We start from the raw sequence: 26,861 nt of genomic DNA, 5'->3' as shown, positions 1-26,861 counted from the left end.
ATGACCGAAATCATTCATTACCAGCACTTCATCGCCAACGCCTTCGTTCCCAGCGAGCCGAGCATCGAAGTGCGCAACCCGGCCAACAATCAACTGCTGGCCCGCGTGCCCGAAGCCAGCGGCGAACAGGTGGAAGAGGCCATTGTCGCGGCGCGCAAGGCGCAGAAAAGCTGGGCGGCCCGTCCGGCCATCGAACGCGCAGGTTACCTGCGCAAGATCGCCAGCAAAGTGCGCGACAACGCCGAGCGACTCGCCCACGTCATCACCGCCGAACAGGGCAAAGTGCTGGGATTGGCGCGGGTGGAGGTCAACTTCACTGCGGATTACCTGGATTACATGGCCGAGTGGGCTCGGCGTCTTGAAGGGGAGGTGCTGACCAGCGACCGTGCCGGCGAAAACATCTTTCTGCTACGCAAGCCCTTGGGCGTAGTGGCGGGCATTTTGCCGTGGAATTTCCCGTTCTTCCTGATCGCCCGCAAGATGGCGCCCGCGCTGGTGACCGGTAACACCATTGTGATCAAGCCCAGCGAAGAGACCCCCATCAACTGCTTTGAATTCGCTCGCCTGGTGGCCGAGACAGACCTCCCAGCCGGGGTGTTCAACGTGGTCAGCGGCACGGGGGCGACGGTAGGGCACCAGTTGACGAGTCATGCAGGCGTGGACTTGATCAGCTTCACCGGCAGCGTCGGTACCGGCTCGCGAATCATGGCCGCGGCAGCGCCGAACATCACCAAGCTGAACCTGGAGCTGGGCGGCAAGGCGCCGGCGATCGTACTCGCAGACGCCGACCTTGAACTGGCGGTCAAGGCCGTTACTGCATCACGGGTGATCAACACCGGGCAAGTGTGCAATTGCGCCGAACGGGTGTACGTCGAACGCAAGGTCGCCGATCAGTTCGTCGAGCAGATTGCTGCGTCGATGGCCGCGACCCGGTACGGCGACCCGCTGGCCGAAGATGACTTGGACATGGGGCCGCTGATCAACCAGGCCGCGTTGGACAAAGTCGCGCAGATGGTCAGGACCGCCACAGGGCAGGGTGCTGAAGTGGTCACGGGCGGGGCGGTAGCGGACAAGGGCGCAGGCTTTCACTACCAGCCGACTGTATTGGCCGGTTGCGGCAGCGACATGGCGATCATGCGCCAGGAAATCTTCGGCCCGGTGCTGCCGATCCAGATTGTGGACGACCTTGACGAAGCCATCGTCCTGGCCAATGACAGCGAGTACGGCCTGACCTCTTCGGTGTATACCCGCAGCCTGAGCGCGGCCATGCGCGCCAGTAATGAACTGGATTTCGGCGAAACCTACATCAATCGGGAGAACTTTGAAGCGATGCAGGGCTTCCATGCGGGGGCGCGCAAATCCGGCATTGGCGGCGCGGACGGCAAGCACGGCTTGTATGAATACACTCATACCCACGTGGTTTACATTCAAATCTGATTCAAAGCCTGAGCCTTGAAAAATGCCGGTGCCCACGATGGGTACCGGCATTTTCATTTGCCGTGCGCCCCGCTATCAGGACTGGTGGTTGGGCGCGACGACACCGTGTTTTTTCATCTTGCGGTACAACGTCGAGCGCGAGATACCCAGGTCCGTCGCTGCGGCGCTGATGTTCCAGCGGTGGCGGCGCAGCGTGTCCAGCAGGCGGCGGGACTCCTCACCGTCCAGGTGTGCTTCCAGATGGCCGGTCTGCGCCGTGACGCAGATCGACCGTGATGCCCTTTGCGGTGCCAGCAATTCGTTGGGCAAGCAACCCATACCAATCACGCCATCTTCGGCCAGCGCCACCGCGTAACGCAGGCTATTGAGCAATTGACGAATGTTGCCGGGCCAAGGGTAGTCAAGCAGGCATCGGCGGGCATCGGCGTCAAGCCGTAACCCTGCGGCGCCGGGCTGCGCCGCGAGCAGCGCGTCGATCAGCTCGGCTCGATCAGTGCGCTCGCGTAAGGCCGGCAACGTCAGGTTCATGCCGGCCAGGCGGTAGAACAAGTCTTCGCGAAAGTGCTTGTCGCGGATCATGCTATGCAGATCCTGGTGAGTGGCCGAGATCACTTGAACATCCAGTGTCACCGGCGCCTCGGCCCCCAGCGGCGAAATTTCTCGCTCCGCCAGCACTCGCAGCAAGCGGGTTTGCAGGTGGGCGGGCATGTCGCCGATCTCATCGAGAAACAACGTCCCGCCGTTCGCCTGTTCCAGTTTGCCTTTCATGCCTTTTCGGTTGGCTCCCGTGAAGCTGCCGGCGCGATAGCCGAACAGTTCGCTCTCGATCAACGTCTCCGGGATCGCCGCGCAGTTCAGCGCCACGAAAGGCCCTGCGCGGCGTTGGCTTGCATGGTGGATCGCACGGGCAAACGCCTCCTTGCCGGTGCCGGTCTCACCGGTGATCAGGATCGGGATACCCTTGTCGATCACCTTGCGCACACGCTGGGTGTTTTGCTGCAGCCGGGCATCCAGGCCGGCGAGTTGGTGCAAATCCGGATGAGCTTGAAGCGCGGGACGGGCGACGGGGAACGGGCGGTGCCGTTCAGAAGGAATGCGCAGGCCGACATCCAGCACAGATTCGTGCCGAGGGCTGCGCAGCCGCACGCCCCGAGCGCCACCGTCGGTGAGCTGGAGCAGTTCGTCCACTGTGGTCGAAAGCAGGCGTTCGATGGCGACGCCGATCAACGTTGGCTCGTCGGCCACGTCCAGGGCGACAAACGCGGCCCGGTTGGCCCCGATGACGCGCCCGCTTTCATCCAGGGCGAGCAATTGTTCGTTGCCCAGGTCGGCAATTTCATCGATGGGTACGAGAGACAGGGTCAAACGGTCGCGGTAGCTCTGGCGAAAATGTGCATTCTCGATCATGCGCGCGTACATGATCACCAGTTGCAGAGTGAGGTATTGGCTTTCCCGAGGACCGTCGCTGTTCATGCAGGTCGCATTCAGGCAACCGCGCAACAGGCCTTGGGCATCAAAGATGGGCGCTACCGAGCAGCTCAGGCGGGAGTTGACGGCCAGGAAATGCTCGTCACGATGGATGATCAGTGGCTGCGTTGCCGCAAGCGTGGTGCCGATGCCGTTGGTGCCCACCACCGACTCATCCCATCTCGCGCCTACCACCAGACCTGACTGGGTGTACGCTTCGTGCCGGCTAGGCAATTGGGCATCCAGGGTAATGCCGTATTCGTCGCTCAATAGGACAGCGAAGCCAGCCGGCACCACGCGCCGCGCCAGGCCACTGACGCCCTGACTAGCGATAGAAAGGTATTGCTGATGTTGTTGCTGATGGCGCCGAATGTCCGGGGCGCTGAGGATGTTCTTGCGGCTGGCCGCGCCAGGATCGAGCCGGTGCTCAACGACGCTACGATACCAGGACTGAGCAATCACCCCGTCCGGCCTGATCCCGCGCCCGGAAAAGTGATCGTTGACGAACGCTGCGAGTTCGCTGGGAGTTGCCTGCATGCTATGCGAGGTCATGAAATGCTCCAATCAGGCGTGAAGTCCGCAAGTGCCATCGCTGCGACTTGTTGTTGGGCGCAGGGCGCATCTGCAACTGTCTACCATAGTCGTTGGTGCAGGATTTTTCAGCCTTGACACAACAAGTCTCAATCTTGTGCTCAGCAGAGCACGATAGGGCGCGCATCGATTTTCAAGATCATTGTCGATTGATAACTGTAGCCGCTCGTTCTCGTTTGAGCTGCTTTGCGTGTCCATCCGATCCTTCCGTTCTCCGCCGGTTAGGAGCTGGACAAAGCTCCTTTATAAGTACCCTGATAGCGGTGAGCTTGCCGTTGCCCCAAGAAGTCGGTACCCCGCGTGATAGAACTGACCGCCTGAGTCGATCAAAAAAATTCCAAGCGAGGCTTGACCGAGGAGAACGATCGTTCTACATTGGCTCCATGGATCGAGCAGGAATGTCCAGTTGTCTTGGTGATCCACTGCTGATACTAATCAAAAGCACAATAATCATGGCGCGCGCGATGGGTAACTACAGTGCGACGCAAAATAAGTCGCGCAATTGCCAGCTGATTGCTAAAAGAAAGTCGTACTGGTTTGCTGGGTTCCGAAAGTTAAATTACCCGTAACATCTAATAGTCCTGGAGGCATCACCATGTCCAATGCACAAACTCGTCCGCCACTTCCTCCTTTCACTCGTGAAACGGCGATCGAGAAAGTCCGACTCGCTGAAGATGGCTGGAACAGCCGCGATCCTGAAAAAGTATCGCTTGCCTATACGCTGGACACCAAATGGCGTAACCGAGCGGAATTTGCTACCAATCGCGAAGAAGCCAAAGGTTTCCTGACTCGCAAATGGAAAAAAGAGCTTGATTATCGCCTGATCAAAGAGCTCTGGGCCTTTACCGACAACCGCATCGCTGTTCGTTACGCATACGAGTGGCATGATGATTCAGGTAACTGGTTCCGCTCTTACGGTAACGAAAACTGGGAATTCGAAGCGGATGGCCTGATGCACCGTCGCTTCGCCTGCGTGAACGACATGCCCATCAAGGAGAGCGAACGCAAGTTCCATTGGCCGCTGGGACGTCGCCCGGATGATCATCCAAGCCTGTCTGACCTCGGTCTGTAAATATCTCTACCGACCTGAGCCTTTCGTTGAAAGGCTCAGGTCTTTTTTTTGAGCCTGGCGCTATAAATAGTTCCTTTATCAAAAGTCCTCCTGACCCGTAACCGCACGCAATCCCTCCAAAGTTTTATCCTCCAACTCTTGGCCGGTCTTATCCGGCTCTTCCACCTGCCAACGATCCTCACTGTCTGCTTCGCGAAAGGTCTGGCGGTCACAGCTTTTCCAGTCATGAGTCTATTACTGAAGTTCTCTGACAATATTTGATATTTGCTTCACCAGATCCACGCATGAGGCTGCAAAGGATTCATGAAGGGTCTGAGGGCTGCCGACTCAAGCAGGCATGACAGCAGGGCACGCTGGCCTGAATAGAGGATTCAAGGTAAGGGTCTGGCTTCTGACTTTGCGTTTAAGCCGAGGTGAGAGTGACAGAAGTGCAACGTTGGATGATGTGCTCTCGTTGCTCCGTGTCGCAGGCGGGAACTCGCGATGAAGATTTTTGGCAGTCAGCCGCTGGCAATTCCTGGTTTTGGATACGGCCTGAGTAAATGCACTTCCGTGCAATTAGTGCCGCAGTAGTGGCGGGAAGCGCGCTGTAGGGGCGCAAATAGAGAAGGGTGATTTTTCAAAAAGGGTCAGGGGACGGCGGGTGTTTGAGCCCCCGTCCCTGGCGCCGAGCGATCGAGCGCCAGATGTGCGGACGGGAGAGGAGTCAATTGGTACAGCCCAGACATCTGGTATCTGAGTAATCGACACAACGTGGGCGATGTCCAGATGTTGAGAGTAACGATAGGGCTCGACCGTAATGTGCGCAGTCTGTGTATCCAGCTCATCAGCCATAGCGACAGCGCCAAGGCTGCCTAGGAATAAAACGAGTAACAGTTTCATAGTGATCACCTGTAATGAGGGCGTGAGAAGGCCAAAGCACTTAAGCGGTGCTCAGTCGTAATAAAGGGGCGGGGTGTAGCCCGGTCGCCGTCAGACGCCGGGCTGTCTTACATCAGAAAGGCTTGGTAGGCAGATACTTGCCGTCCAGGGTGATCACAGCGCGATGGCCACCCTCCGGATCTTCGACTTTCTTGATGTCCAGCTTGAAGTTGATGGCACTGATGATGCCGTCGCCGAACTTCTCGTGAACCAGCGCTTTGAGGGTGGTGCCGTATACCGACATCATCTCGTAGAAACGGTAGAGGGTCGGGTCGGACGGTACGCCGTCAAAAAAACTGCCGCGAACTGGCATCGATTGCAGCAAAGCGACCTGATCAGCATCAAGGTCGAGTTTCTTACCCACGACCTGGGCGGCGCTGGAAGGCAGTGGATGCTGGCCGAGCAGGGCAGCAGTGACGAAGGCTTCGGACAGGCCGGTGCCATCAACGATCTCGGCGAAGGACAGGTCCTTGCGAGCCTTGGTCAAGATGATGGTTTCGGTCAGTTCCTGGCGAGCGGTGCGGGTGGCTTGAGTCTGGATCATGGCGAATCTCCTGGGTTGGTAAGGGTTGCAGGTACAGGTTTCAGGCAACGTGCCTGGCTTGCTGGGAAACGGCGTGGACTTCGGGGTTCTCTGCGAGGGACACGAAGGTCCCGGTACTGCCATCGAAGGCGTCGATACGCCCGCTCTCGATGTCATAAATCCAACCGTGCAGGGTGACGCGGCCTTCTTCGAGAGCCAGGCGAACGGATGGGTGTGTCTGGAGATTGGCCAGTTGCGCGATGACGTTTTCGCGCACCATGGACGTAACTTTGCTCGGCAGATCCGGGTGTTTGCGGGCTTCGTTGACGACCTTGGCCGAGTCGGCGTAACGGAGCCATCCGGCAACGGCAGGCATGTGATCCAGGCACTTGCACGTTGCTATGGCGGTCATCGCGCCGCAGTCGGAGTGACCGCAGATGACGATGTCTGCGACCTGGAGTGCGGCGACTGCGTATTCAACAGAGGCCGAAACGCCCCCGGGTTCCGGGCCATACGACGGCACGATGTTGCCGGCGTTGCGGATTACAAACAGATCCCCTGGCTCGCGCTGGGTGACCAGTTCAGGCACCAATCGGCTATCTGAGCAAGAGATGAACAACGCCCTTGGGCTCTGCTGATTAGCCAGGTTCTTGAACAGTTTGATCCGCTCAGGGAAGGCGTCTTTCTGGAATTTCAGAAAACCGTCGATGATCGCTTTCATGGTTGCTGTCTCGATGTCTGGGTGTGAGACAAAGATTAAGCAACGCATTACATAAGGTAAAAGTCTGATTTATTATGCTATTGATCAGATTATCTTATGGGTTAAATCATGCTTGCTCGCCACATCCAGTACTTCCTCGCGGTTGCGGAACATCTCAGCTTCACGAAGGCCGCAGCGGCGCTGCACGTGTCTCAGCCAGCCCTTTCGCAGCAGGTGAAACAGTTGGAAGAAAGTCTTGGAGCCCAGCTGTTCGACCGTTCAGGGCGCACAACTCGTTTGACTGACGCGGGAGACGTCTATCTTTTGTATGCACGCCGTGCTTATCAGCAATTGCGAGATGCTAGAAGCGCCATCCACGATGTGAGCGACCTCACCCGCGGCTCATTGCGCCTGGCCGTGACGCCAACGTTCACGACTTATCTGGTAGGGCCGGTGATCGAAGCATTTCACTCTCGGTATCCCAAGATCACGCTCAACCTGAAGGAGATTTCCCAAGAGCGCATTGAGGAGCTGCTTTTGGCAGGAGAATTGGACGCGGGGATCGCGTTCGATGAAATAAGCACACCGAATATTGAGGCCATCCCGTTGCTGAACGAAACCCTCGCTTTAGTGGTGAGTCGCAGACACCGCTTGGCCGAGGAGCGGTCCATTGGATTGCAGGGTCTGAATGCCGAATCCCTGATTCTGCTCAGCCCGGAGTTTGCCACCCGCGAACAGATCGACCGCTACTGCCGCAAACACGCGATTCGTCCTCAGGTGCGGATGGAGGCCAATGCCCTCGGTGCGGTGATCGAAATTGTTCGTAGGACCAATCTATCGACTTTATTGCCGGCCAAAGTCGCGTTGGCCCATGATGATCTGGTAGCCATCGCACTGGAACCCGAGCGTTTGCAGCGCACCGCCGTCCTGATGCGGCGCAAAGATGCCTTTCAGAGCGCAGCGATGCGAGTTTTCATCGAGGTGGCTAAAGAAGTATCCCTTGAACTAAACGTGTAATACCTGCGCCCGTCGGTCTCAACTTGTGCCACCTGTACGTCAGCGAGGGTTTCGAACACTCAGGTCACCTTCAGCGTTTAGCCAACGTGTTCGCGTCAGCGGTGTGGGTGAACCAAGTGAAGCCTTGGATTTTCCCCCTTTGCTGCTTCGCATGCATCGGTCAGCATGATAATCAGCTGGCGTTCTATCCGAGCCAGTCGGGCTGGAGGCCTGTTTGATCCAGCGATAAACCTGCAAAATTCAACGTTAAGGTCAACAGACTCTCTGGGAGGGGATATGAGAATTGGTGAGCTGGCAAAAATCAGCGGTTTGGCGCCGTCACGCATCCGCTTCTACGAGGCGAGCGGCTTGATCAAACCGGTTGAGCGCAAAGCCAACGGTTATCGCGATTATGCCCCCGACACCGCATGGATGCTGGAAATCATCACCGGCGCGCAGGCGGCAGGTTTCTCGTTGGAAGAAATACGCCTATTGATGCCGATGGACGACAGCGGCTGGCATCAGGATGACTTACTCAGTGGACTCAAGCAAAAGGTCGGGGAAATTGAAGCCTTGCAGCAAAGGTTGGCGCGGAACAAGGAGCAACTTCTGTCGGTCATCAAGGGCATCGAGGGCAAGCCAGAGGGCATGGCCTGTGCAGACAACGCGCAAATGCTGATCAATCGTCTGCGCGAAGAAGGCATGGCTGCAACTTCAGGCAAGCGTGCGGTGGGGGCGGGCGGGAAAGGAGCCTCCCGTCGGGCTTCTGGGGCCTGACGGCATAAACGTTGTTCAGTGTTCACCGCTGTTCGACGAATTGCCGTCGCCCAGCATCTTGGGCGTTGAAAAGCTATTGACCTTCAAGCTGACTTCAATCTTAAGGTGGCCTCATTTCCAGCTGAGGACCGCTCCATGAATCTATTCGACACCCTGACGCTTCCCAACGGTTCGACCATCAAGAACCGAATCGCCAAGGCCGCCATGGAAGAAAACATGGCGGATGCCGAGCAGGCGCCCTCCGACGCACTGATGCGTCTCTATCAAGCGTGGGCTGACGGCGGCGCAGGGTTGATCATTACCGGCAACGTGATGGTCGACGGCCGTGCGATGACGGGGCCGGGGGGTGTGGTCTTGCAGGATGATCGGCAACTGGACAAGTTCCAGCGCTGGGCGCGGATTGGCCGAGCCGGCGGCGCGCAGTTCTGGTTGCAGATCAATCACCCGGGTCGGCAGATGCAGTCCAATCTTGGGCAGAAGACCTGGGCTCCCTCAGCCGTGGCGCTGGATCTGGGCAAACTCTCGAAGCGCTTCGCCACGCCCCATGCCATGACTGCCAGTGTGATCGAGGACGTTATCCAGCGCTTTGCGAACACCGCACGCCTGGGCGAACAAGCCGGGTTTACCGGCGTGGAAATCCACGCTGCCCATGGCTATCTGTTGAGCCAGTTCCTTTCGCCCTTGACCAATCAACGAACGGACGAGTGGGGCGGCTCCCTGGAAAACCGTGCGCGCCTGTTGCTCGAAATCGTCAAGGCCGTCAGGGCGGTGGTTTCGGCGCAGTTCGCGGTGGCGGTCAAACTCAATTCCGCCGATTTCCAGCGCGGAGGATTCACCGCCGATGACGCGAAAAAGGTCGTTGAACTGCTCAACGAGCTGGATGTGGACCTGGTGGAATTGTCCGGCGGCAGTTACGAAGTGCCCGCCATGCAGGGGGAGGCGCGCGATGGTCGCACCTTGGCCCGCGAGGCTTATTTTGTCGAATTCGCCCGAGACATCCGGACCGTCGCGAAGATGCCGGTGATGGTCACCGGCGGTATTCGTCGTCGCCCGGTGGCTGAAGGTGTCGTGCAGAGCGGTGTGGACATGGTCGGTATCGGCACGGCATTGGCCATCGATCCATACCTGCCGCGTGACTGGCTGCTGGGCAAGGACAATGCCCCGCAATTGCCGCCGATCACTTGGAAAAACAAGGCCATCGCCGCCTTGGCGAACATGGCGGTGGTGAAGTATCAGTTGGGTAAGCTCAGTCGGGCGAAACAGCCTGATCCACGTGTCTCGCCATTGCGTGCGCTGATTCTGCAGCAGGTCGCCATGGCGTTTCGCACGCGGCAATACCGGCGTTGGGTAGAGAAGGGTTCGATGTGATTCGGTACCTGTTCAACTCTGAGAGCGATGGATGTACCCCACTTTTTCAACCCACCCTCAACCTCAACCGTTGGCGGAATGTTCACTTCTGACCGCTTGCTGGTCCTCACGATAGGCAGCCAATTCGATTTCGGTTTCAGGGTAACGGGTCAAGTATTGGTGAGAAACGGGGTCAGCCGATAAGAACCGTAGTTATAAGGTGCGCTGATCCTGATTTTTCCACGCGGCATTGAATTCGCAGCCACTGCCAGATCGTCGGCAGCTTGCACGTCGTTCAAGATGACCTTGCAGCGCGAGTAATACTCCTAGCCCACGGCGGTCAAGTTTTAACGGCGAGTGGTTCGGGTGATCAATTTGAGGCCTAGCTCAGCTTCCAGATTACTGACCTGTTTAGCAATCAATTGCGGGGGTTACACCTAAAAGGGCAGCTGCTGCCGAAAAGGAGTCTGACTCGGCAGCCGCCACGCAATCGCCACCGAAGATAAACTCAAGTGGCCTTTGCTACGCTCGCAGCCTACCATTCGCCTCCGTCAATCAAGTAGCCAAATGGCTTCCTGGCCCAGGAGCTTTTAACGCGATGCTGTCTGCCGAGCTCAAGTCCTTTTATATGGTCGCACGCCTGGGCAGCATTACCCATGCGGCGAAGAAGCTCGGCCTCAGCCAGCCCACTGTCACTACCCAGATCCGCAATCTGGAGGCGCAGTATGGTGTCGAGCTGTTCTACCGGGGCGGTCGGCGGTTTACCTTGAGCGAGGATGGCGCACGTCTGTTGCCGATGGTGCAGGCGTTGCTGCAGCAGGAAGCGGATATCGAGTTCTACCTGCACAATTGCGGCCAGTTGCAAGGCACCTTGCGCATCGCCGCGACCGCTCCTTATTACATGCTCGATCTGGTCAGGCGTTTTCGTGAGCGCCTGCCGCAGGTCCAGGTGACGTTGGACATCGGCAATTCATTGCAGGTGATCGAGGCGTTGGAGGAGTATCGAGTGGATGTGGCCGCTTCCTCGCAGCTGGAAGAGGATGCGCGCTTCACCCGTTTGCTGCTTGGCGAGGACCCTCTGGTGCTGGCCGTACACCGCAGTCATCCGCTGGCCAATCACACCCGGTTGCCGCCTTCTGCGCTGGCCGGACACTGCCTGTTGATGCGCGAAATGGGGTCGACCACACGCCAGCTCACCGAGCAGATGCTGCGCAAGGCCGGCGTGGCGTTGGGACCGCTGTTGGAGATTGGCAGCCGCGAGTCGATACGCGAGGCGGTGTTGCGCAATATCGGCATCAGCGTCATCGCCCGTCATGAGGTTCCGGGCAATCAGGAGTTGCGCGTCATCGCCCTGGACGACGCCCCCCTGATTCCAGAGTACCTCTATTGCCTGAAAGAACGTCGTCAAGCACGTCTGCCGGCGGCCTTCCTGGCCATCGCCCGCGAATCCGCCGAGACTTGATTCGCGCGTGTCATAAAAAATGCTGATACCACTATCGGCAGCTTTTGCCCAACTGCCATAAAGCCTTCGCAAGCCGGACTCAAGATGACCCTCGTTCGATTCCAAACGAGATTCCTGGCATGGCTACCGTCGACTTGCAACTGCGCGACATTCACAAAGGCTTCGGCACTTTCAAGGCGCTGGACGGCGTATCGCTGGAGGTCAACGCTGGCGAGCTGGTCTGCCTGCTCGGGCCGTCCGGCTGCGGCAAGACCACACTGCTGCGCTGTATTGCCGGCCTGGAGCGTCAGGAGCGAGGCAGTCTGTACTTTGCCGCGCGAGATGTTTCCACGCTGCCGCCGCAGGCGCGTGACTACGGCATCCTGTTCCAATCCTATGCGTTGTTTCCCAACCTGACGGTGACCCAGAACGTCGCCTATGGCCTGTCTGGTCGCGGGCGCGACGAGGTGCGTCGACGGGTCGAAGAGATGCTCGAGCTGGTCAGCCTCACTGACAGTGGGCACAAATACCCGGCGCAGCTCTCGGGCGGGCAACAGCAACGCGTGGCGTTGGCGCGTGCATTGGCGCCGGGCCCCTCGCTGTTGCTGCTCGATGAGCCGATGTCGGCCCTTGATGCCCAGGTCCGCGAGCACCTGTGCGGCGAGCTGCGAAGCCTGCAGCGCCAGTTGGGCATCACCACCCTGATGGTCACGCACAACCAGGAAGAAGCCATGCTGATGGCCGACCGTATCGCGGTGATGAATCAGGGGAAAATCGAGCAGTACGCCACGCCACAGACCATCTACAACGCACCGGCAACGCCTTTTGTCGCCGAGTTCGTCGGTCAGGGCAATTGGTTGCCTTTTGAACGTGAGGGTAACCATGCGCGTGTCGGGCGGCTGAGCATGCGCCTGGCGGACACCGGGCAACGGGCGGGCGGACGCCTGTTCTGTCGCCCCGAGGCGATAGTGGTCAACCCCGAACTCGAGCAGGACAACCTGTTCCCAGCGCGTATGCGCGAACTCACCTTTCTCGGCAATCGCTGCCGCCTGAGCTTCGAATTGGACAATCTGCCCGGCCACACCCTGTTGGCTGAAATGCCCCCCGAAACGTTGCCGCCGTTGCACGGTGATCAGATACGGGTGGCTTTGCCGCCGCGTAGCCTGCAGGTGTTCGCCTGATGGAACGGATCGTGACGATGGGACGCGCAGTGAAGTCCCCCCGGCGCTCGACGGACCTGGCCGACCGGGTGTTAGTGTTGGGTGGGCACTGGCTCATGTTGGTCCTGCTGGTGCTGGCGGTGTTGTTGCCGCTGCTGGCCATGCTCTGGCGAGGACTGGCGGGTGATCCGGGGCAGGGGGGCGGTCTTACAGCGGCGGCGCAGCTATTTCGCAGTGCCAACTTTCGCTGGCTGCTCGGCAACAGCCTGAGCAGCGCCCTGGCCGTCGTGATGATCGTGCTGCCTCTGGCCTATGGTTTTGCCTACGGCTTATTGCGCACTTGTTTGCCGGGGAAGGGGTTGTGGCGCGGCCTGTCATTGCTGCCGTTGCTGGCGCCTTCGATGCTGCCGGGAATCGCGTTGATCTACCTGTTTGGTAACCAGGGCATGCTGCGGGACTGGATGCCATCCAGTATCTACGGTTTCTGGGGCATCGTGCTGGGCCAGGTCATCTACACCTTTCCCCATGCCCTGATGGTGCTGCTCAGCGCCTTGGGTCTGGCCGATGCTCGTCTGTTCGACGCGGCTTCGAGCATGGGGGCCTCGCCGTGGCGTGCCTTTCGCAGCATCACCTGGCCTGGCAGCCGACAGGGCGTATTCGCCGCCGGCTGCCTGGTGTTCACCCTGTGCATCACTGACTTCGGCGTGCCCGTGGTGGTCGGTGGCGATTATCAGGTGCTGGCACTGGAAGCCTACAAGGCGGTGCTCGGTCAACAACAATTCGGCCGTGGTGCCCTGATAGGGTTGTTCCTGCTCCTGCCGGCGCTGTTGAGTTTCGCCGTCGACTGCTGGTTGCGTCGTCACCAACGCGACGCCATGGGGGGGCGTGCCCAGGTCTATCAACCGCAGCCCAAGCGTGGGCGCGACACCGTCTTTTTGCTGCTGGTCGTGCTGGTGTGCGCGGTCCTGCTCGGCGTGTTCGGCATGGCGGTGTACTCGTCGCTGGTGAAGTTCTGGCCGTACGACCTGTCGCTGTCGCTACACAACTACGTGTTCTCCGATCTGCCCGGCGGTTGGCTTGCCTATCGCAACAGCCTGTTGCTGGCCTCAGCTACAGCGGTGTTCGGCAGCGTGCTGATTTTCACCGGCAGTTACCTCCTCGAAAAGCTCCGGCAAAACCCGCTGACACAGGTGCTGCGCCTGCTTTGCTTCATTCCCATGGCCGTGCCTGGCCTGGTGCTCGGGTTGGGTTACGTATTTTTCTTCAACCTGCCGGCCAATCCGCTGCATGGGCTCTACGGCAGCCTGGCGTTGCTGGTGGTGTGCACCGTGGCGCATTTCCTGACCACCGCGCAGATGACGGCCGCGACTGCGCTGCGCCAGCTCGATGGAGAATTCGAAGCCGCCGCACTGTCGTTGAAGGTGCCTCTGCTGCGCCATTTCCTTCGGGTGACCGTGCCGATCTGTCTGCCGGCGCTGCTGGACATCGTTCGCTATCTGTTTGTCTCGGCGATGACCACCGTCTCGGCGGTGATCTTCCTCTATAGCCCGGACAGCATGGTGGCGTCCGTCGCCGTGCTGAACATGGACGATGCCGGCAACGTCGGCGGTGCCGCCGCCATGTCGACCCTCATTCTTCTCACCTCCGCCAGCGTATCGCTCCTGCTGGCCTGGGCTTCGCGCGGCTTGTTGCGGCGCTCCCAGGCCTGGCGTGCGGCGCCTGGCCTTTGATTTCGCGGAGTACTGCCATGCGCTACCAACACCCTGACCATCTGCAAGCCGTCATTCTTGACTGGGCGGGAACCGTGGTCGACTTCGGGTCCTTCGCGCCGACACGGATTTTCGTCGAGGCGTTCGCCGAGTTCGACATCCAGATCAGTCTGGCCGAAGCCCGCGGCCCCATGGGCATGGGTAAGTGGGATCACATTCGCACCCTGTGCGATCAACCGGCGATTGCCGAGCGCTTCCGGAGGCGCTTCGGGCACCTGCCGAGCGATGCCGACGTGACCGCCCTCTACGAGCGTTTCATGCCGCTGCAGATCGCCAAGGTCGGTGAGCACTCGGCGTTGATTCCCAGTGCCTTGGACACGGTGGCAAACCTGCGCGAGCGTGGTCTGAAGATAGGCAGTTGCTCGGGCTACCCGAAGATTGTCATGCAGCAGGTGGTGGCACTGGCAGCGGCGGCCGGCTATCGGCCGGACTACGTCGTTGCCACCGATGAAGTGCCCAAGGGCCGTCCGGGCCCAGCCCAGGCCCTGGCCAACGTCATTGCCCTGGGGCTCGACGACGTGGCCGCCTGCGTCAAGGTCGATGACACCGAGCCCGGGATTCTCGAAGGGCGCGGCGCTGGCATGTGGACGGTGGCGTTGCGTTTCTCGGGCAATTTCCTGGGCCTCACCTGGGAGCAATACCAGGCGCTGCCCACCCTGCGGCTGGAGGCCGAGCGTCAACGCATCGATGCGCTGTTCGCCGACAGCCGACCCCATTACCTGATCGACACCCTGGCCGACCTGCCTCCGGTTATCGACGCCATCAATGCACGCCTGAAACGGGGCGAAAGCCCGCAAGGCTGCTGAGTCCGTTGTTCCTATTCGTCCGCCCATTCTTCGCCAACAGGAAACCCACCATGTTCAAGCGCATCGCCCTTGTCACAGGCCTGCTCGCCACCGCCCTGCAGGCCCAGGCCGCCACTGAGCTGACCGTCTACAGCGCACTGGAAGTCGAGCAACTCAAGCCATACCAGCAAGCATTCGAAAAGCAGCATCCCGATATCCGCATCAAATGGGTGCGCGACTCCACCGGGATCGTCACCGCCAAGCTGCTGGCCGAGAAGGATCGTCCGCAGGCTGATGTTGTCTGGGGGCTGGCGGGTTCCAGCCTGGCCATCCTCAAACGGCAGGGCATGCTCGAAGCCTACGCCCCGGCCAACCTGGACACGGTAGGCGCGCATTACCGTGACAGCGACAATCCACCGTCCTGGGTCGGCATGGACGTATGGGCCGCCAGCATCTGCTTCAACACCATCGAAGCCGAGAAACAAGGCTTGCCGAAGCCAACCAAGTGGGAAGACCTCGCCGATCCGGTCTACAAGGGCAAGATTGTGATGCCCAACCCGGCGTCTTCGGGAACCGGTTACCTGGACGTCAGTGCCTGGCTGCAAACGTTCGGTGAAGACGGCGGATGGGCCTACATGGACAAGCTGCACCAGAACATCGGCCAATACACCCATTCCGGCTCCAAACCTTGCAAGCAGGCCGCCGCCGGGGAGTTTCCCATCGGCATCTCCTTCGAATACCCGGCGATTCAACTCAAGCGCAAGGGCGCGCCGCTGGACATCGTGCTGCCCAAGGAAGGCTTGGGCTGGGAAATTGAGGCGAGCGCGATCGTCAAGAGTACCCAACACCTGGACGCCGCCAAGAAGCTTGCGGATTTTGCTGCCAGCCGCGAAGCCATGGAGTTGTACAAGGCCAACTTCGCCGTACTGGCTCGGCCAGGCATCGCGGAGCGTTTCCAGGAGCTGCCGGCCGACTACGAACAGCGCCTGATCAAGAACAACTTCAACTGGGTCTCGGAGAACCGCGACCGGATTCTCGCCGAATGGCGCAAGCGCTATGACGGCAAGTCCGAGCCGGTCAGTCAGTAACCCGCGCGCGCCATCTCAATTCGCTGGCCGCCCTGGCGGCCATTTCCCCTTATCGAGGAGTTTTGCATGAGTCAGCACGACTGTGACCTGCTGATCGTAGGTGCCGGGATCCTGGGGCTTGCCCATGCCTGGGCCGGTGTTCGTCGCGGCCTCAAGGTTCGCGTATTCGAACGCAGCCACACGCCGTTGGGTGCTTCCATTCGCAACTTTGGCCAGGCCCTGGTGACAGGGCAGGCCCCCGGGCCAATGCTCGACCTCGCGCGTCAGTCCCATGGACTGTGGGCGGAGCTGGGCGTGGCCGCCGGATTGGCGATCAAGAAGCAGGGCTCGCTGGTGTTCGCCCGCACCGAGGCCGAAGAGGCCCTGCTGGAGGCGTTCTGCGTGGGCCGTGCCCAGTCGCTTGGCTACCGCACCGAACTGCTGCGCGGTGCGGCCCTCGACAACCTCTATGAAGGTCGCTTCGCCCACCATCGTGGCGCCTTGCACGGTCTAGACGACCAGCAATTGTTCTCCCGAGAAGCATTGCCGCAGATCATCGATTACTTGGCTGGGCAGGGTGTCGAGTTCCATTTTTCGACGTTGGTCCGGGACGTCGAGCCCGGTAGGGCCATCACCACAGCCGGACGCTTTTCGGCGCGCCACATCATCGTTTGCTCCGGTCACGACTATCAGACTTTACTGGCCGAGCAGATGGCCGGGCTGAAGCCGTCCGTGTGTCGCTTACAGATGCTGCGGGCCCGCCTGGTGCAGCCCCTGGATCTGCAACACGCGGTGCTCACGGGGTTGAGTTGCGTGCACTACGGCGCCTTCAGCGACCTGCCGGAGGCCGACGCGATCAATTTGGAGATACGCCGTGATTACCCGCAACTGGAAGAGCACGGCATCCATCTGCTGATCAGTCCCACGCCGTACGGCGACCTGATCATCGGTGACTCTCACGACTACGGGGTCGACGCCGGACCGTTCAACGGGGAGGACGTCGATGAGCTGCTCATTGGTCTCGCGGAGCACACCCTGGGCGGGCGCCTGCAGCTGGTGGAGCGCTGGCAGGGCGTCTACGGTGCGCGCGGCCCGGCCCCGTTCAGCGTGTTGCCAGCTGCCGAAGGCGTGACGGCGGTGCTGATGCACACCGGGCTGGGCATGAGCGTGGGGCTCGGCCTTGGCGAGCGAACCGTTGCGGCGCTGCTGGGTGAAGGCGAGTGGCCCACGATGCGTTGAGTTTGAAGATTGTCCCTGGTCGAGCCCTGTCTTACTGCGGCCACTGCTCAAGCAGGATCGAGACAAACTTCTCGGCGGCGGGTGACAGGGACGCGCCTCGTCGATAGACCAGTCCCAGCGATCGGTTGACCACCGGTTCGATCAGCGGCACGCTGACCAGCGTCGGATGGTCCCCGGCGGGCATCGCCAGGCTGGGCATTGCCGATACCCCGAGGCCTGCCTCCACCAGTCCCAGTGACGTAGACAGGTGCTGGACCTCGTAAAACCATTGCGGACGCCAGCTCAGGCCCGACAAAGCATGATCGAGCAGCATGCGATTGCCGCTCAGGCGACCCACCCCGATCAGGCGATAGTCGCTGAGTTCCGACCAGGTGACGGCGCTGCGCCCAGCCAATTCGTGATCGCGGCGGCAAGCCAGGACAAAGGGTTCGTTGACCAGGGGCACGAATTCGATGTCCGGGTGCTGGCCGCTCATCATGTTGATGCCAAAGTCGGCTTCGCCGCGCAGCACCGCCTCAAGTCCTTCGTTGGCGCTGAGGTCGAGCAGGCGGATGCGGATTTTCGGATAGCGCTCGTTGTACAAGCGGATTACCGACGGCAGGAAATAGAACGCTGCGGTGGGGATGCACGCCAGGGTCACCCGGCCGATCTGCCGTTCCGCCAGCTCGCGAATGTTGAGGATCGAATCATCGAAGTCGTCCAGCAGGCGTCGTGCCTTGGGCAGAAAGTCGCGTCCGACGCTGGTCAGGCTGACCTTGCGCGTCGTGCGATCGAGCAAGGCAGTCCCCAGACCTTCCTCCAGCTTCTTCATGCGTCGGCTTAGCGCCGGCTGAGACAGGTGGAGCGCATCGGCAGCCTCATGGAAACTGCCAAGTTCGGCGATTTTGACGAAAGATCGTATGTCCTGAAGCTCATATTCCATGCCGGATCCCCATAAGCAATGCGATACATCGTGGTGATCATCCTACGGGGATTGATTCGTGAAACGCAATAAAGTCTCCGATCTTTGCATTGGAAACACTTTTCAAAGCCTGCCACTCTTGCCTCCAGAACATCAATTATCCAGATTGATTAACAAGAGTTAGTGTTCATGCAACGAATTCCTTGTGTGCTCATGCGCGGCGGTACCTCCAAAGGGCCAGTGTTTCTCGCTTGGGACCTGCCGGCCGCCATCGTGGAACGTGACGAGCTGTTGCTCGACCTGATGGGATCTGGCCACGAGCTGGAGATCGACGGTATCGGCGGCGGCAGCCCGCAAACCAGCAAAGTGGCAATCGTCAGCCCATCGTTGCACCCCGAGGCGGATGTCGATTACCTGTTCGTCCAGGTCATGGTCTCCCAACGTCGGGTCGACACCGCGCCCAACTGCGGCAACATGCTCTGCGCCGTCGGCCCGTTCGCCATCGAGCAGGGGCTGGTCAAGGCGACCGGTGACCGTACCCCGGTACGCATTCGCAACCTCAATACCGGCACATTTGTCGTGTCCCAAGTGCAAACTCCGGGCGGCAAGGTCAGCTATGAGGGTGACACCGCCATCGATGGCGTACCGGGCACTGCCGCGCCGGTAGAACTGACGTTCCTGGATGCGGCAGGCAGCAAGACGGGCAAACTGTTTCCCACTGGTCAATCGCAGGACGTCATCGACGGCATTGTGGTGACCTGCATCGACATGGCCATGCCCATGGTCATCGTCGAAGCGAGTCAGCTCGGCAAGCGCGGCGACGAAAGCCCCGCCGAGCTGGATGCCGATAAAGCCTTTCTGCAACGCCTGGAGTCCCTGCGGCTCAAAGCCGGGCTGGCCATGGGCCTGGGCGATGTCAGCGACAAGGTGATTCCCAAGCCGGTGCTGGTGTCGCCGGCAAAATCTGGCGGAACGCTCCAGGTGCGCTACTTCATGCCGCACAACTGCCATCGGGCGCTGGCGATTACCGGCTCGATCGGGCTTGCCACCGCGTGTGTGACCGCAGGCAGTGTGGCCGCCGGATTGATCGGCGGCGTCAGCGAGCCCCGCTTGCAGCGGGTCCGCATCGAGCATCCGAGCGGCGGTATCGACGTTGTTTTGTCCTATGCCGGGGAAAAGGGTGAGACCATCCGCGCCTCGGTGGTGCGTACCGCGCGCCGACTGTTCTCGGGTTTCGTCTACGCCAAGGGTTCCCAACGACTGGCCGGTTAGTCAGGCTGTCGTTGTCGTTAGCATCAGAACAATTCTAAAAATGGGTGATGCCATGAAAGTTGTTAAATCGCTCTACTTCCAGATCATCTGCGCCGTGCTGCTGGGCGTGGTGGTCGGGCACTTCTGGTCGCAACAGGCGATTGCCTTAAAGCCGCTGGGCGACGCCTTCATCAAGCTGATCAAGATGATGATCGCGCCGGTGGTGTTCTGCACCATCGTCACCGGCATCGCCGGCATGAGCGACAAGCGCTCGCTGGGGCGCTTGTTGAGCAAGACGATGCTGCTGTTCCTGGGCTTGACCGTGGTCAGCCTGATCATCGGCCTCGTGGCGGTCTATGTGTTCAAGCCCGGGGCCGGGATGAATATCGACCCGACCCATCTGAGCACCCAGGGCCTGGCGCAGTACACCGACTCGGCGGCGAAGCTGGGGGTGGTCGACTTCTTCATGCACATCATTCCCGACACCTTTATCGGCGCCTTCAATAAAGGCGAGGTACTGCCGGTCCTGTTTATCGCGGTGCTTTGCGGCTTCGCCCTGTCTTCGTTGGGTGAGCGGGGCAAACCGGTACTGGACGTACTGGAATCGGCGTCGCACATGGTGTTCAAGATCTTCTCCTACCTGATGCGTTTTGCCCCGATTGGCGCATTCGGCGCCCTGGCGTTCACCGTCGGGCAGTACGGCATCACGTCGCTGGGGAGCCTGGCCAAGCTGATCATGACCTTGTACATCGCTTGTGCTTTCTTCGTCTTCGCGGTTCTGGGCGGTATCTGCCGGGCCCATGGCTTCAGCTTATGGAAACTGCTGTGCTACCTGCGCGAGGAGTTCCTGGTGGTGCTGGGCACGTCTTCGACCGAACCGGTGATGCCGCGAATGCTGGAAAAACTCCAGGCCCTGGGTTGCAAGAAAGGAGTAGTGGGGCTGGTGCTGCCGACCGGCTACTCATTCAACCTGGATGGCACCGCGATCTACCTGTCGCTGGCGGCTATCTTCATCGCGCAGGCTTGCAACATCGAGCTGACGCTGACCCAGACCGTCACCATGCTGGCGATCATGTTGTTGTCGTCCAAAGGCGCGGCAGGGGTGACCGGCAGCGGGTTCGTCGCGCTGGCCTCGACCCTGACGGTCATCCACGACATTCCCCTGGCCGGCCTGGCCCTGTTAATCGGCATTGACCGTTTCATGTCGGAAGCCCGGGCGTTGACGAGCCTGGCGAGCAACGCGGTGGCGACCGTGGTGATCGCCATCTCGGAGAGCGCCTGCGACCGCCAGGTGCTGTTGCAGACCCTGGACGGCAAGCCTTCCCCGTCAGTGTCCCAGGCGACAGATGACGCCTGGGACGACGCCAAGGCCGCGAAACATCTCTAGCCGGTCACGGCAAACTCGATATCACGGCGCTACACCATTTTTGACCTCTGCCAGGCACACTGAACGTGTCGCCTGGCAGGTTGGAAGGCGTGCGCCTGGGTGTTGGTAAAGCTACGAATAACAACAAGAGAACTGACCTATGCTCGCTTTACTTGGCTTGGCCATGGTGGTGGTCTTCACCTTCCTGATAATGACCAAACGCCTGTCGCCGATCGTCGCCCTGACGGTCGTGCCCATTGTCTTTGCGGTGATCGGCGGGTTTGGCGGCACCACCGGCAAGATGATGCTGGACGGCTTGAAAATGGTCGCGCCTTCCGCTGCCTTGCTACTCTTCGCGATCCTGTTTTTCGGCCTGATGATCGACGCCGGCCTGTTCGATCCACTGATCCGCAAGATCCTCAAGCGGGTCAATGGCGACCCGATGAAAATCGCCGTCGGCACGGCCTTGCTGTCGCTGGTGGTAGCGCTGGACGGCGATGGCACCACGACCTACATGATCACCTGCGCCGCCATGCTGCCGTTGTACAAGCGTATCGGCATGAACCCGATGATCCTCGCGACGGTGGCGATGCTGTCCTTGAGCATCATGAGTGGCATGACCCCCTGGGGCGGCCCGGCGACCCGTGCGATCGCCGCACTGGGCCTGGACGCCGGCGATTACTTCGTGCCCTTGCTGCCGACCATGATCGGCGGTGCGCTGTGGGTGGTGTTCACCGCTTTCCTGCTGGGCCGTGCCGAACGCAAGCGCATTGGCAACGTCCAGCTGCAAAGCGGCGGCGGGGACTGCTACATCAAGGCGATCATCGAAGACACCCCACACAAGCGCCCGAAACTGGCCTACGTTAATCTGCTCCTGGTGATCGCGGTCATGGCGGCCCTGGTGATGGGGCTCATGCACTCGGCGATCCTGTTCCTGATCGGCTTCGTCCTGGCGCTGATGATCAACTATCCGCAACTGGACATTCAGAAGGAGCGCATTCTTGCCCATTCGGGCAACGCCATGACTGTGGTCCTGCTGGTCTTCGCCGCTGGCATCTTCGCCGGAATTTTCTCCGGGACAAAAATGGTCGATGCCCTGGCGCAGACCCTGGTCGACTGGATTCCGCCCTCGTGGGGGCATCTGTTCCCGCTGGTGGTGGCGATCACCAGCATGCCGCTGACCTTCGTCCTGTCCAACGATGCCTATTACTTCGGCGTCGTACCCATCCTGGCGAATGCCGCTGCTGCGTATGGGATCGATCCGGTGGAAATCGCCCGGGCGTCGATTCTCGGTCAACCGGTGCACCTGATGAGCCCGCTGGTGGCTTCGACCTTGCTGCTGGTGGGCATGGTCGATCGTGACCTGGGCGACTTCCAGAAAGCGACCGTCAAGTGGGCCGTGCTCACGTCCCTGGTGATTACCGCACTGGCCTTGCTGACAGGTGCGTTGACCCTGTTTTCCTGAACCACCCGACACCTTCGCTTTGCGCCCGACACGCCTCGCCATCGAGGGGTGCGCTGACGTGCACGCCAAATAACAACAAAGAGAACCGATATGCATACTTTTTTGCCACCTAGGGCTGTATTGCCAGTGCTTGGCCTGTTGCCGCTGGCCGTTGCCAACGCCGAAGGTTTCGTTGACGACAGCAAACTCAAGCTGCAACTGCGCAACGTCTACTTCAATGAAAACTTTCGCGATGAGCACGGGATGAGCGCACGGGCTGCCAGATCCGCGAAGAGCGAACGCACCGAATGGGCCCAAGGCTTTCTGTTGGATTACCAGTCGGGTTTTACCCCCGGCACCGTTGGCTTTGGCGTCGATGCCCTGGGGCTGCTCGGGGTCAAGCTCGACTCCGGGCGTGGCCGCAGTGGCACCGGTCTGTTGCCTGTCCATGACGATGGTCGCGCCGCCGATGAATTTGCCAGCGCGGGGATGACCGCCAAGGCGAGGGTGGCCAAGACCACGCTCAAGTACGGCACTTTGTTGCCCAAGACCCCGGTGCTGATCTACAACGACGCGCGACTGTTGCCCCAGACCTACCAGGGGCTGCAGGTCAGTAGCACGGACATCGATAATCTCGCCCTGACCGCTGGTCATCTGGAGCGTTTCTAGCTGCGGGATTCCAGCGACAGCATGCCGATCGTGCCTGACGGCTACGCTGGCGATCAGTCGGGCGACTTCAACTACGCCGGTGCCGATTACAAACTGGGGAAAAATACCCGCTTGAGCTACTTCTACGGTGAGCTCGACAACTTCTATCGACAGAACTTTGCCGACATCCAACACGACCTGCCGCTGGGCAGCGGGGTGCTGACCAGCGACCTGCGCTACTTCAACAGTGTCGATTCAGGTTCAGCCTACGGCGGCAAGATCGACAACGACATGCTCAGCGGCCTGCTGTCCTATGCTGTTGTCGGCCACACGTTCAGTGCCGGCTACCAGGCGCTCAGCGGCGAGGCCGGCTTGCCATATATCAGCGGTGCCACGGTCTATTCCTTCAGCAATGTCGGGATTGGCAAGTTCATCGAGGAGGACGAGAAGACCTGGATGCTCGGCTATGGCTACGATTTTGCCCGCCTCGGTGTACCTGGCCTCACGTTTTCCAGTCGCTACCTGAGCGGCAACGATGGCAAATCCAACAGCACCGTGAAGGAATGGGAGCGTGATGCCGAAGTCGCCTATGTCGTGCAGCAAGGCACGTTCAAGGGGTTGGGGGTGAAGCTGCGCAACTACGTCTATCGTTCGGATTTCTCACGGGGCCGTGACAGCAACCGAATCTACTTTACCTACGACGTTGCGCTTTGGTAGGAGCTTGGTCAAACCCGCTTGAACGTCTGCCCCAACGCGGCCTCTGAGAGTAATGCAGGGCGAGCTCACTTCGCCCGTTTACCCCCGGAGGCTGATGTACATGAACATTCTGATGGTTCTTACCTCGCACGATCAGTTGGGTGACACCGGCAAAAAGACCGGCTTCTGGCTGGAAGAATTCGCCGCGCCTTACTATGTGTTCGTCGACGCCAATGCGACGGTCACGCTTGCCTCTCCGAAGGGCGGGCAACCACCGCTGGACCCCAAGAGCAACGAAGCGGACGCACAAACCGATGCGACCCGACGCTTTGGCTCGGACACCCAGGCCCAGATGGCATTGGCCGACACCTTGCCACTGGGTGAGATAGACCCGTATGACTTCGATGCGGTGTTTTATCCAGGAGGCCATGGCCCCCTGTGGGACCTGGCCGAGGACACTGACTCCAAGGTCCTCATCGAAGCCTTCTACGAGTCGAATAAACCCATTGCCGCCGTCTGCCACGCGCCTGGGGTGTTCAAGAACGTCAACGCCCCGGACGGACAGCCGATTGTGAAAGGAAAAAAGGTGACTGGGTTTACCAACTCCGAAGAGGAGGCGGTAGGGCTGACGCAGGTGGTGCCGTTCCTGGTGGAAGACATGCTCAAGGCCAAGGGCGGCGAGTATTCCAAGGGGGCGGACTGGGCCAGCTATGTGGTGGAGGATGGGCACCTGATCACCGGCCAGAATCCGGCATCTTCCGAAGCCGCCGCCCATGCGTTGCTCAAGCGTTTGAAGCAAGAGCAGTCGGATTGAGTCATAGGTTGTTCGCTGAAACGGACACTGCCGGCTGCGAACGATGCGGCCGGTGGATGGAGCAAGTGAATCATGAGCGACGTTTACAATCTTTCCCGTTTTGTCGAAGCCCAGGCCCCGGTGTTCAGTGGCGTCATGGACGAACTGCGCGCAGGTCGGAAAACAACGCACTGGATGTGGTTCGTCTTTCCGCAGTTGCAGGGCCTCGGTCGCACCGAGATGGCAGCTCGGTTCGCCCTCTCTGGCGTGGCCGAAGCCTGCGCGTACCTGCAGCACGAGGTGCTCGGTCCTCGGCTGGAGGCGTGCGTGACGACTGTCTTGCAACACCGCGACCGGAGCGCCGGGCAGATCTTTGGTTCGCCCGACGATCTGAAGTTTCGCTCCTGTCTCACGCTGTTCATGACAGCGCAGCCGAAGTCGACCTTGTATTCCCGGGCGCTGGACCAGTTCTATTCGGGTGAACCCGACCCCAAGACGCTGCTTCTGCTTGGGGACTGAGTCACGGCTGACCGGTGAGCAACAATCCAGAGGCCAGTGCCCGGAAACTCGCGACGGCCTGTTCGCAAGCCATGTGTGGATCATCAGCGTGAGCGATCCACAGGGACGCGCCGAGGAGAGCACCCATGATCAGGCGCGCTGTCGCTTCGGGGGCGACGTTGTGGATCGTCCCTTCATCAATCAGCTTTTGGATGCTGCGCTGAGTGCTGTGGATGCAAGCATTCTGGCTCCGCCATTGCGAGGGGTCGCCCAGTACCGCCGGCCCGTCTAGGAAGACGATGCGTTGGATTTCCGGCTCCAGTGACATTTTGATGTAGGCGATGGATTCATCGACAAAACCGTCCCAGGTCGTACTCGCTTCGTCGGTGATCACCGAAAGGCGCTCCATCATCTCGCTGTCGATCTGGGCGATGACGGCCTGGAGCAAACCCTTCTTGTCACCAAAGTGGTGATACAACGCGCCACGGGTCAGACCCGCCTGGGCAGTGAGATCGTCCATTGAACTGTCCGCGTATCCCTTCACGGCAAATGCTTCTCGCGCAGCCTTGATCAGCTTGCCGCGGGTTTCCGCAATCATGTCCGCACGCTTTTGCGCCATCAATCGTGTTCCTTTTGAAAAATAACATTCGCTACGTATGTGAATTGACATACGCCGCGTATGCAGTATTGTGTCTCACATACACGGCGTATGCAAACGACTGGCAGCCTACTCACCGGCTCCAAGGCTCTGCCACTCAGCACAGGATACCGATCAATGCGTGCACAGCGCGATTCAGATGTTTCACTCGATCATTCGGGTTCGGAAAAAACCCTCGGCCTTATCGTCAATCCGGTCGCCGGCATGGGTGGACCCGTGGGCCTGAAGGGCACCGATGGTGTCGAGATCCTGGAAGAGGCGAGGCGTCGGGGGGCCAATCCTGTTTCAGGCGAAAGGGCTTTACTCGCCCTCCAGCGACTGGCGGCGTCGCCGACGCCGTTTCGGCTGCTCACCGGCTCAGGAGAGCAGGGCGAAGACGTTGCGCGGGCCGCCGGCCTCGACCCGATCGTCGTGTACTCGGCACACCCCGGACCGACCCGCGCAGATGACACGCGACATGCGGCGTTGGTCATGGCTTACGCATCGGTTGATCTGCTTCTTTTCGCGGGCGGCGATGGCACGGCGCGTGACGTACTGGGCATGGTCAGTGATCGCGTGCCCATCCTGGGGATCCCGACGGGCGTGAAAATGTATTCCGCGGTGTTCGGTACCAATCCGCGGAATGCCGGAGAGCTGGCCGCACAGTTCATCGCCGGACAGCCCTCGGTGCGCTTTCGTGAGGCGGAAGTCATGGACATCGATGAGGCCGCCATGCGCAGCGACCAGGTGTCGACGCGCTTATATGGCTATGCGCGCAGCCCATATTCGCGCCATCTGACGCAAAACGCCAAGGCGGGTTCAGTTCCAGACGACCTGGCGCTCGACGCGACATGTCGGCGGGTTGCCAGGGAAATGCAACCCGGCTGCCTGTACCTGTTGGGGCCTGGTACCACGACGCGGCGCGTGATGACCGAGCTCGGCCTGCCTTCGACGCTACTGGGCGTAGATGCCGTCATGGACGGTGCGCTGGTGGGGGCCGACCTCAGTGAGCATGAGCTGATCCGACTCATGGAGGGGCATGAGACCCGCATCATTGTCGGCGTCCTGGGCGGTCATGGCAGTTTGTTCGGCCGTGGCAATCAGCAGATCAGCGCCGAAATCATCCGCCGGGTAGGGCGCGAACACATCACGGTGATCGCTTCGATGAACAAGCTCCTTTCCCTGGATGCCGGCTGCCTGCGCGTTGACACGGGCGACGCCCAAGTCGACGCCCTGCTCAGCGGCCATATACGCGTTCACACGGGACCTGACCGGTCCGTCTTCTTCAGGGTTCGAACCTGATCATCTGTTCATCCGAAAAACGAGGATAACCCC

General features: G+C 60.2%; 22 protein-coding genes and 1 pseudogene. 18 read left to right on the top strand and 5 right to left on the bottom strand.

Going from position 1 to position 26,861, the window contains the following annotated elements:
- Positions 1–1,437: an aldehyde dehydrogenase gene (gene aldA, locus ACLEJR_RS11300; protein WP_440813940.1), complete on the top strand. Its 1,437-nt coding sequence runs from the start codon at positions 1–3 to the stop codon at positions 1,435–1,437.
- A gap of 75 nt (positions 1,438–1,512) precedes the next feature.
- On the opposite strand, the gene ACLEJR_RS11295 is transcribed toward aldA, so the two are convergent.
- Positions 1,513–3,456, bottom strand: a complete 1,944-nt coding sequence (locus ACLEJR_RS11295; RefSeq protein WP_440792056.1) for a sigma-54-dependent Fis family transcriptional regulator — start codon at positions 3,454–3,456, stop codon at positions 1,513–1,515.
- A 634-nt stretch (positions 3,457–4,090) separates the two neighbouring features.
- On the opposite strand from ACLEJR_RS11295, the gene ACLEJR_RS11290 reads away from it, so the two are divergent.
- Positions 4,091–4,567 (top strand): nuclear transport factor 2 family protein, encoded by a 477-nt coding sequence (locus tag ACLEJR_RS11290; RefSeq protein ID WP_024777265.1) that lies wholly within the window; start codon positions 4,091–4,093, stop codon positions 4,565–4,567.
- 994 nt (positions 4,568–5,561) lie between these two features.
- On the opposite strand, the gene cynS is transcribed toward ACLEJR_RS11290, so the two are convergent.
- Both cynS and ACLEJR_RS11280 read right to left on the bottom strand, forming a co-directional pair.
- Complete coding sequence (gene cynS / locus ACLEJR_RS11285; RefSeq protein ID WP_440813939.1) at positions 5,562–6,032, bottom strand: cyanase; 471 nt, start codon at positions 6,030–6,032, stop codon at positions 5,562–5,564.
- Positions 6,033–6,072: 40 nt separating this feature from the next.
- The gene (locus ACLEJR_RS11280; protein WP_440792051.1) at positions 6,073–6,732 is read right to left on the bottom strand and encodes a carbonic anhydrase; all 660 of its coding nucleotides are present in this window, start codon (positions 6,730–6,732) and stop codon (positions 6,073–6,075) included.
- A 108-nt stretch (positions 6,733–6,840) separates the two neighbouring features.
- On the opposite strand from ACLEJR_RS11280, the gene cynR reads away from it, so the two are divergent.
- From cynR to ACLEJR_RS11235, 9 genes are all read left to right on the top strand, one after another.
- Complete coding sequence (gene cynR / locus ACLEJR_RS11275) at positions 6,841–7,728, top strand: transcriptional regulator CynR (protein ID WP_440813936.1); 888 nt, start codon at positions 6,841–6,843, stop codon at positions 7,726–7,728.
- Between the two features lie 276 nt (positions 7,729–8,004).
- Complete coding sequence (locus tag ACLEJR_RS11270) at positions 8,005–8,484, top strand: MerR family transcriptional regulator (RefSeq protein WP_440813935.1); 480 nt, start codon at positions 8,005–8,007, stop codon at positions 8,482–8,484.
- Between the two features lie 135 nt (positions 8,485–8,619).
- Positions 8,620–9,852: an NADH:flavin oxidoreductase/NADH oxidase family protein gene (locus ACLEJR_RS11265; RefSeq protein WP_440813933.1), complete on the top strand. Its 1,233-nt coding sequence runs from the start codon at positions 8,620–8,622 to the stop codon at positions 9,850–9,852.
- 577 nt (positions 9,853–10,429) lie between these two features.
- Positions 10,430–11,293 (top strand): LysR family transcriptional regulator, encoded by an 864-nt coding sequence (locus ACLEJR_RS11260; protein WP_440813932.1) that lies wholly within the window; start codon positions 10,430–10,432, stop codon positions 11,291–11,293.
- A 119-nt stretch (positions 11,294–11,412) separates the two neighbouring features.
- Positions 11,413–12,453 carry a putative 2-aminoethylphosphonate ABC transporter ATP-binding protein gene (locus ACLEJR_RS11255; protein ID WP_440813930.1) on the top strand — a complete coding sequence of 347 codons (1,041 nt, stop codon included), beginning with the start codon at positions 11,413–11,415 and terminating at the stop codon, positions 12,451–12,453.
- On the top strand, positions 12,453–14,162 hold the full coding sequence (locus ACLEJR_RS11250) for a putative 2-aminoethylphosphonate ABC transporter permease subunit (RefSeq protein ID WP_440813928.1): 1,710 nt from the start codon (positions 12,453–12,455) through the stop codon (positions 14,160–14,162). Before ACLEJR_RS11255 ends, ACLEJR_RS11250 begins: the two co-directional genes overlap by 1 nt.
- A 17-nt stretch (positions 14,163–14,179) precedes the next feature.
- Positions 14,180–15,007 (top strand): phosphonoacetaldehyde hydrolase, encoded by an 828-nt coding sequence (phnX, locus tag ACLEJR_RS11245; protein WP_440813926.1) that lies wholly within the window; start codon positions 14,180–14,182, stop codon positions 15,005–15,007.
- Positions 15,008–15,057: 50 nt separating this feature from the next.
- On the top strand, positions 15,058–16,074 hold the full coding sequence (locus ACLEJR_RS11240) for a putative 2-aminoethylphosphonate ABC transporter substrate-binding protein (protein WP_440813924.1): 1,017 nt from the start codon (positions 15,058–15,060) through the stop codon (positions 16,072–16,074).
- A gap of 66 nt (positions 16,075–16,140) precedes the next feature.
- Positions 16,141–17,292, top strand: a complete 1,152-nt coding sequence (locus ACLEJR_RS11235) for a TIGR03364 family FAD-dependent oxidoreductase (RefSeq protein ID WP_440813923.1) — start codon at positions 16,141–16,143, stop codon at positions 17,290–17,292.
- Positions 17,293–17,323: 31 nt separating this feature from the next.
- Here ACLEJR_RS11235 and ACLEJR_RS11230 read toward each other — a convergent pair whose 3' ends face one another.
- Positions 17,324–18,214, bottom strand: coding sequence for a LysR family transcriptional regulator (locus ACLEJR_RS11230; protein ID WP_024777250.1), 891 nt, complete (start codon positions 18,212–18,214; stop codon positions 17,324–17,326).
- A gap of 168 nt (positions 18,215–18,382) precedes the next feature.
- Here ACLEJR_RS11230 and ACLEJR_RS11225 point away from each other — a divergent pair, with 168 nt between their 5' ends.
- The 6 genes and pseudogenes from ACLEJR_RS11225 (at position 18,383) to ACLEJR_RS11200 (ending at position 24,910) form a co-directional block, all read left to right on the top strand.
- Positions 18,383–19,465, top strand: coding sequence for a 4-oxalomesaconate tautomerase (locus ACLEJR_RS11225; RefSeq protein ID WP_440813922.1), 1,083 nt, complete (start codon positions 18,383–18,385; stop codon positions 19,463–19,465).
- Positions 19,466–19,505: 40 nt separating this feature from the next.
- Positions 19,506–20,831 carry a C4-dicarboxylate transporter DctA gene (gene dctA, locus ACLEJR_RS11220; RefSeq protein ID WP_440813920.1) on the top strand — a complete coding sequence of 442 codons (1,326 nt, stop codon included), beginning with the start codon at positions 19,506–19,508 and terminating at the stop codon, positions 20,829–20,831.
- Between the two features lie 139 nt (positions 20,832–20,970).
- Positions 20,971–22,275: a CitMHS family transporter gene (locus ACLEJR_RS11215; RefSeq protein ID WP_047703087.1), complete on the top strand. Its 1,305-nt coding sequence runs from the start codon at positions 20,971–20,973 to the stop codon at positions 22,273–22,275.
- Between the two features lie 90 nt (positions 22,276–22,365).
- Positions 22,366–23,619: pseudogene (locus ACLEJR_RS11210) on the top strand (OprD family porin).
- Positions 23,620–23,719: 100 nt separating this feature from the next.
- Positions 23,720–24,412 carry a type 1 glutamine amidotransferase domain-containing protein gene (locus ACLEJR_RS11205; protein ID WP_440813917.1) on the top strand — a complete coding sequence of 231 codons (693 nt, stop codon included), beginning with the start codon at positions 23,720–23,722 and terminating at the stop codon, positions 24,410–24,412.
- 72 nt (positions 24,413–24,484) lie between these two features.
- Complete coding sequence (locus ACLEJR_RS11200; protein ID WP_440813915.1) at positions 24,485–24,910, top strand: DUF1810 domain-containing protein; 426 nt, start codon at positions 24,485–24,487, stop codon at positions 24,908–24,910.
- 1 nt (position 24,911) lies between these two features.
- Here the strand turns inward: ACLEJR_RS11200 and ACLEJR_RS11195 are convergent, their stop codons facing one another.
- Positions 24,912–25,508 (bottom strand): TetR/AcrR family transcriptional regulator, encoded by a 597-nt coding sequence (locus tag ACLEJR_RS11195; protein ID WP_440813914.1) that lies wholly within the window; start codon positions 25,506–25,508, stop codon positions 24,912–24,914.
- 156 nt (positions 25,509–25,664) lie between these two features.
- Between ACLEJR_RS11195 and ACLEJR_RS11190 the strand changes: the two genes are divergently transcribed.
- Positions 25,665–26,828: an ATP-NAD kinase family protein gene (locus ACLEJR_RS11190; protein ID WP_440813912.1), complete on the top strand. Its 1,164-nt coding sequence runs from the start codon at positions 25,665–25,667 to the stop codon at positions 26,826–26,828.
- The last annotated feature ends 33 nt before the right edge of the window (positions 26,829–26,861 follow it).

The sequence above is a fragment of the Pseudomonas sp. SMN5 genome (assembly GCF_052041925.1).
Classification (GTDB): Bacteria; Pseudomonadota; Gammaproteobacteria; order Pseudomonadales; family Pseudomonadaceae; genus Aquipseudomonas.
The sequence above is the reverse complement of the archived record's forward strand: the minus strand, read 5'-3'. Positions and strand labels throughout refer to the sequence as shown.

What these genes read in the sequence shown, in the direction of transcription:
- ACLEJR_RS11215 (WP_047703087.1), top strand. Translation starts at nt 20,971, where the DNA reads ATGCTCGCTTTACTTGGCTTGGCCATGGTGGTGGTCTTCACCTTCCTG.
- ACLEJR_RS11240 (WP_440813924.1), top strand. Translation starts at nt 15,058, where the DNA reads ATGTTCAAGCGCATCGCCCTTGTCACAGGCCTGCTCGCCACCGCCCTG.
- ACLEJR_RS11190 (WP_440813912.1), top strand. Translation starts at nt 25,665, where the DNA reads ATGCGTGCACAGCGCGATTCAGATGTTTCACTCGATCATTCGGGTTCG.
- ACLEJR_RS11230 (WP_024777250.1), bottom strand. Translation starts at nt 18,214, where the DNA reads ATGGAATATGAGCTTCAGGACATACGATCTTTCGTCAAAATCGCCGAA.
- ACLEJR_RS11255 (WP_440813930.1), top strand. Translation starts at nt 11,413, where the DNA reads ATGGCTACCGTCGACTTGCAACTGCGCGACATTCACAAAGGCTTCGGC.
- ACLEJR_RS11265 (WP_440813933.1), top strand. Translation starts at nt 8,620, where the DNA reads ATGAATCTATTCGACACCCTGACGCTTCCCAACGGTTCGACCATCAAG.
- dctA (WP_440813920.1), top strand. Translation starts at nt 19,506, where the DNA reads ATGGGTGATGCCATGAAAGTTGTTAAATCGCTCTACTTCCAGATCATC.
- cynS (WP_440813939.1), bottom strand. Translation starts at nt 6,032, where the DNA reads ATGATCCAGACTCAAGCCACCCGCACCGCTCGCCAGGAACTGACCGAA.
- ACLEJR_RS11195 (WP_440813914.1), bottom strand. Translation starts at nt 25,508, where the DNA reads ATGGCGCAAAAGCGTGCGGACATGATTGCGGAAACCCGCGGCAAGCTG.
- ACLEJR_RS11260 (WP_440813932.1), top strand. Translation starts at nt 10,430, where the DNA reads ATGCTGTCTGCCGAGCTCAAGTCCTTTTATATGGTCGCACGCCTGGGC.
- cynR (WP_440813936.1), top strand. Translation starts at nt 6,841, where the DNA reads ATGCTTGCTCGCCACATCCAGTACTTCCTCGCGGTTGCGGAACATCTC.
- ACLEJR_RS11205 (WP_440813917.1), top strand. Translation starts at nt 23,720, where the DNA reads ATGAACATTCTGATGGTTCTTACCTCGCACGATCAGTTGGGTGACACC.
- ACLEJR_RS11200 (WP_440813915.1), top strand. Translation starts at nt 24,485, where the DNA reads ATGAGCGACGTTTACAATCTTTCCCGTTTTGTCGAAGCCCAGGCCCCG.
- ACLEJR_RS11290 (WP_024777265.1), top strand. Translation starts at nt 4,091, where the DNA reads ATGTCCAATGCACAAACTCGTCCGCCACTTCCTCCTTTCACTCGTGAA.
- aldA (WP_440813940.1), top strand. Translation starts at nt 1, where the DNA reads ATGACCGAAATCATTCATTACCAGCACTTCATCGCCAACGCCTTCGTT.
- ACLEJR_RS11270 (WP_440813935.1), top strand. Translation starts at nt 8,005, where the DNA reads ATGAGAATTGGTGAGCTGGCAAAAATCAGCGGTTTGGCGCCGTCACGC.
- ACLEJR_RS11280 (WP_440792051.1), bottom strand. Translation starts at nt 6,732, where the DNA reads ATGAAAGCGATCATCGACGGTTTTCTGAAATTCCAGAAAGACGCCTTC.
- ACLEJR_RS11225 (WP_440813922.1), top strand. Translation starts at nt 18,383, where the DNA reads ATGCAACGAATTCCTTGTGTGCTCATGCGCGGCGGTACCTCCAAAGGG.
- ACLEJR_RS11250 (WP_440813928.1), top strand. Translation starts at nt 12,453, where the DNA reads ATGGAACGGATCGTGACGATGGGACGCGCAGTGAAGTCCCCCCGGCGC.
- ACLEJR_RS11235 (WP_440813923.1), top strand. Translation starts at nt 16,141, where the DNA reads ATGAGTCAGCACGACTGTGACCTGCTGATCGTAGGTGCCGGGATCCTG.
- phnX (WP_440813926.1), top strand. Translation starts at nt 14,180, where the DNA reads ATGCGCTACCAACACCCTGACCATCTGCAAGCCGTCATTCTTGACTGG.
- ACLEJR_RS11295 (WP_440792056.1), bottom strand. Translation starts at nt 3,456, where the DNA reads ATGACCTCGCATAGCATGCAGGCAACTCCCAGCGAACTCGCAGCGTTC.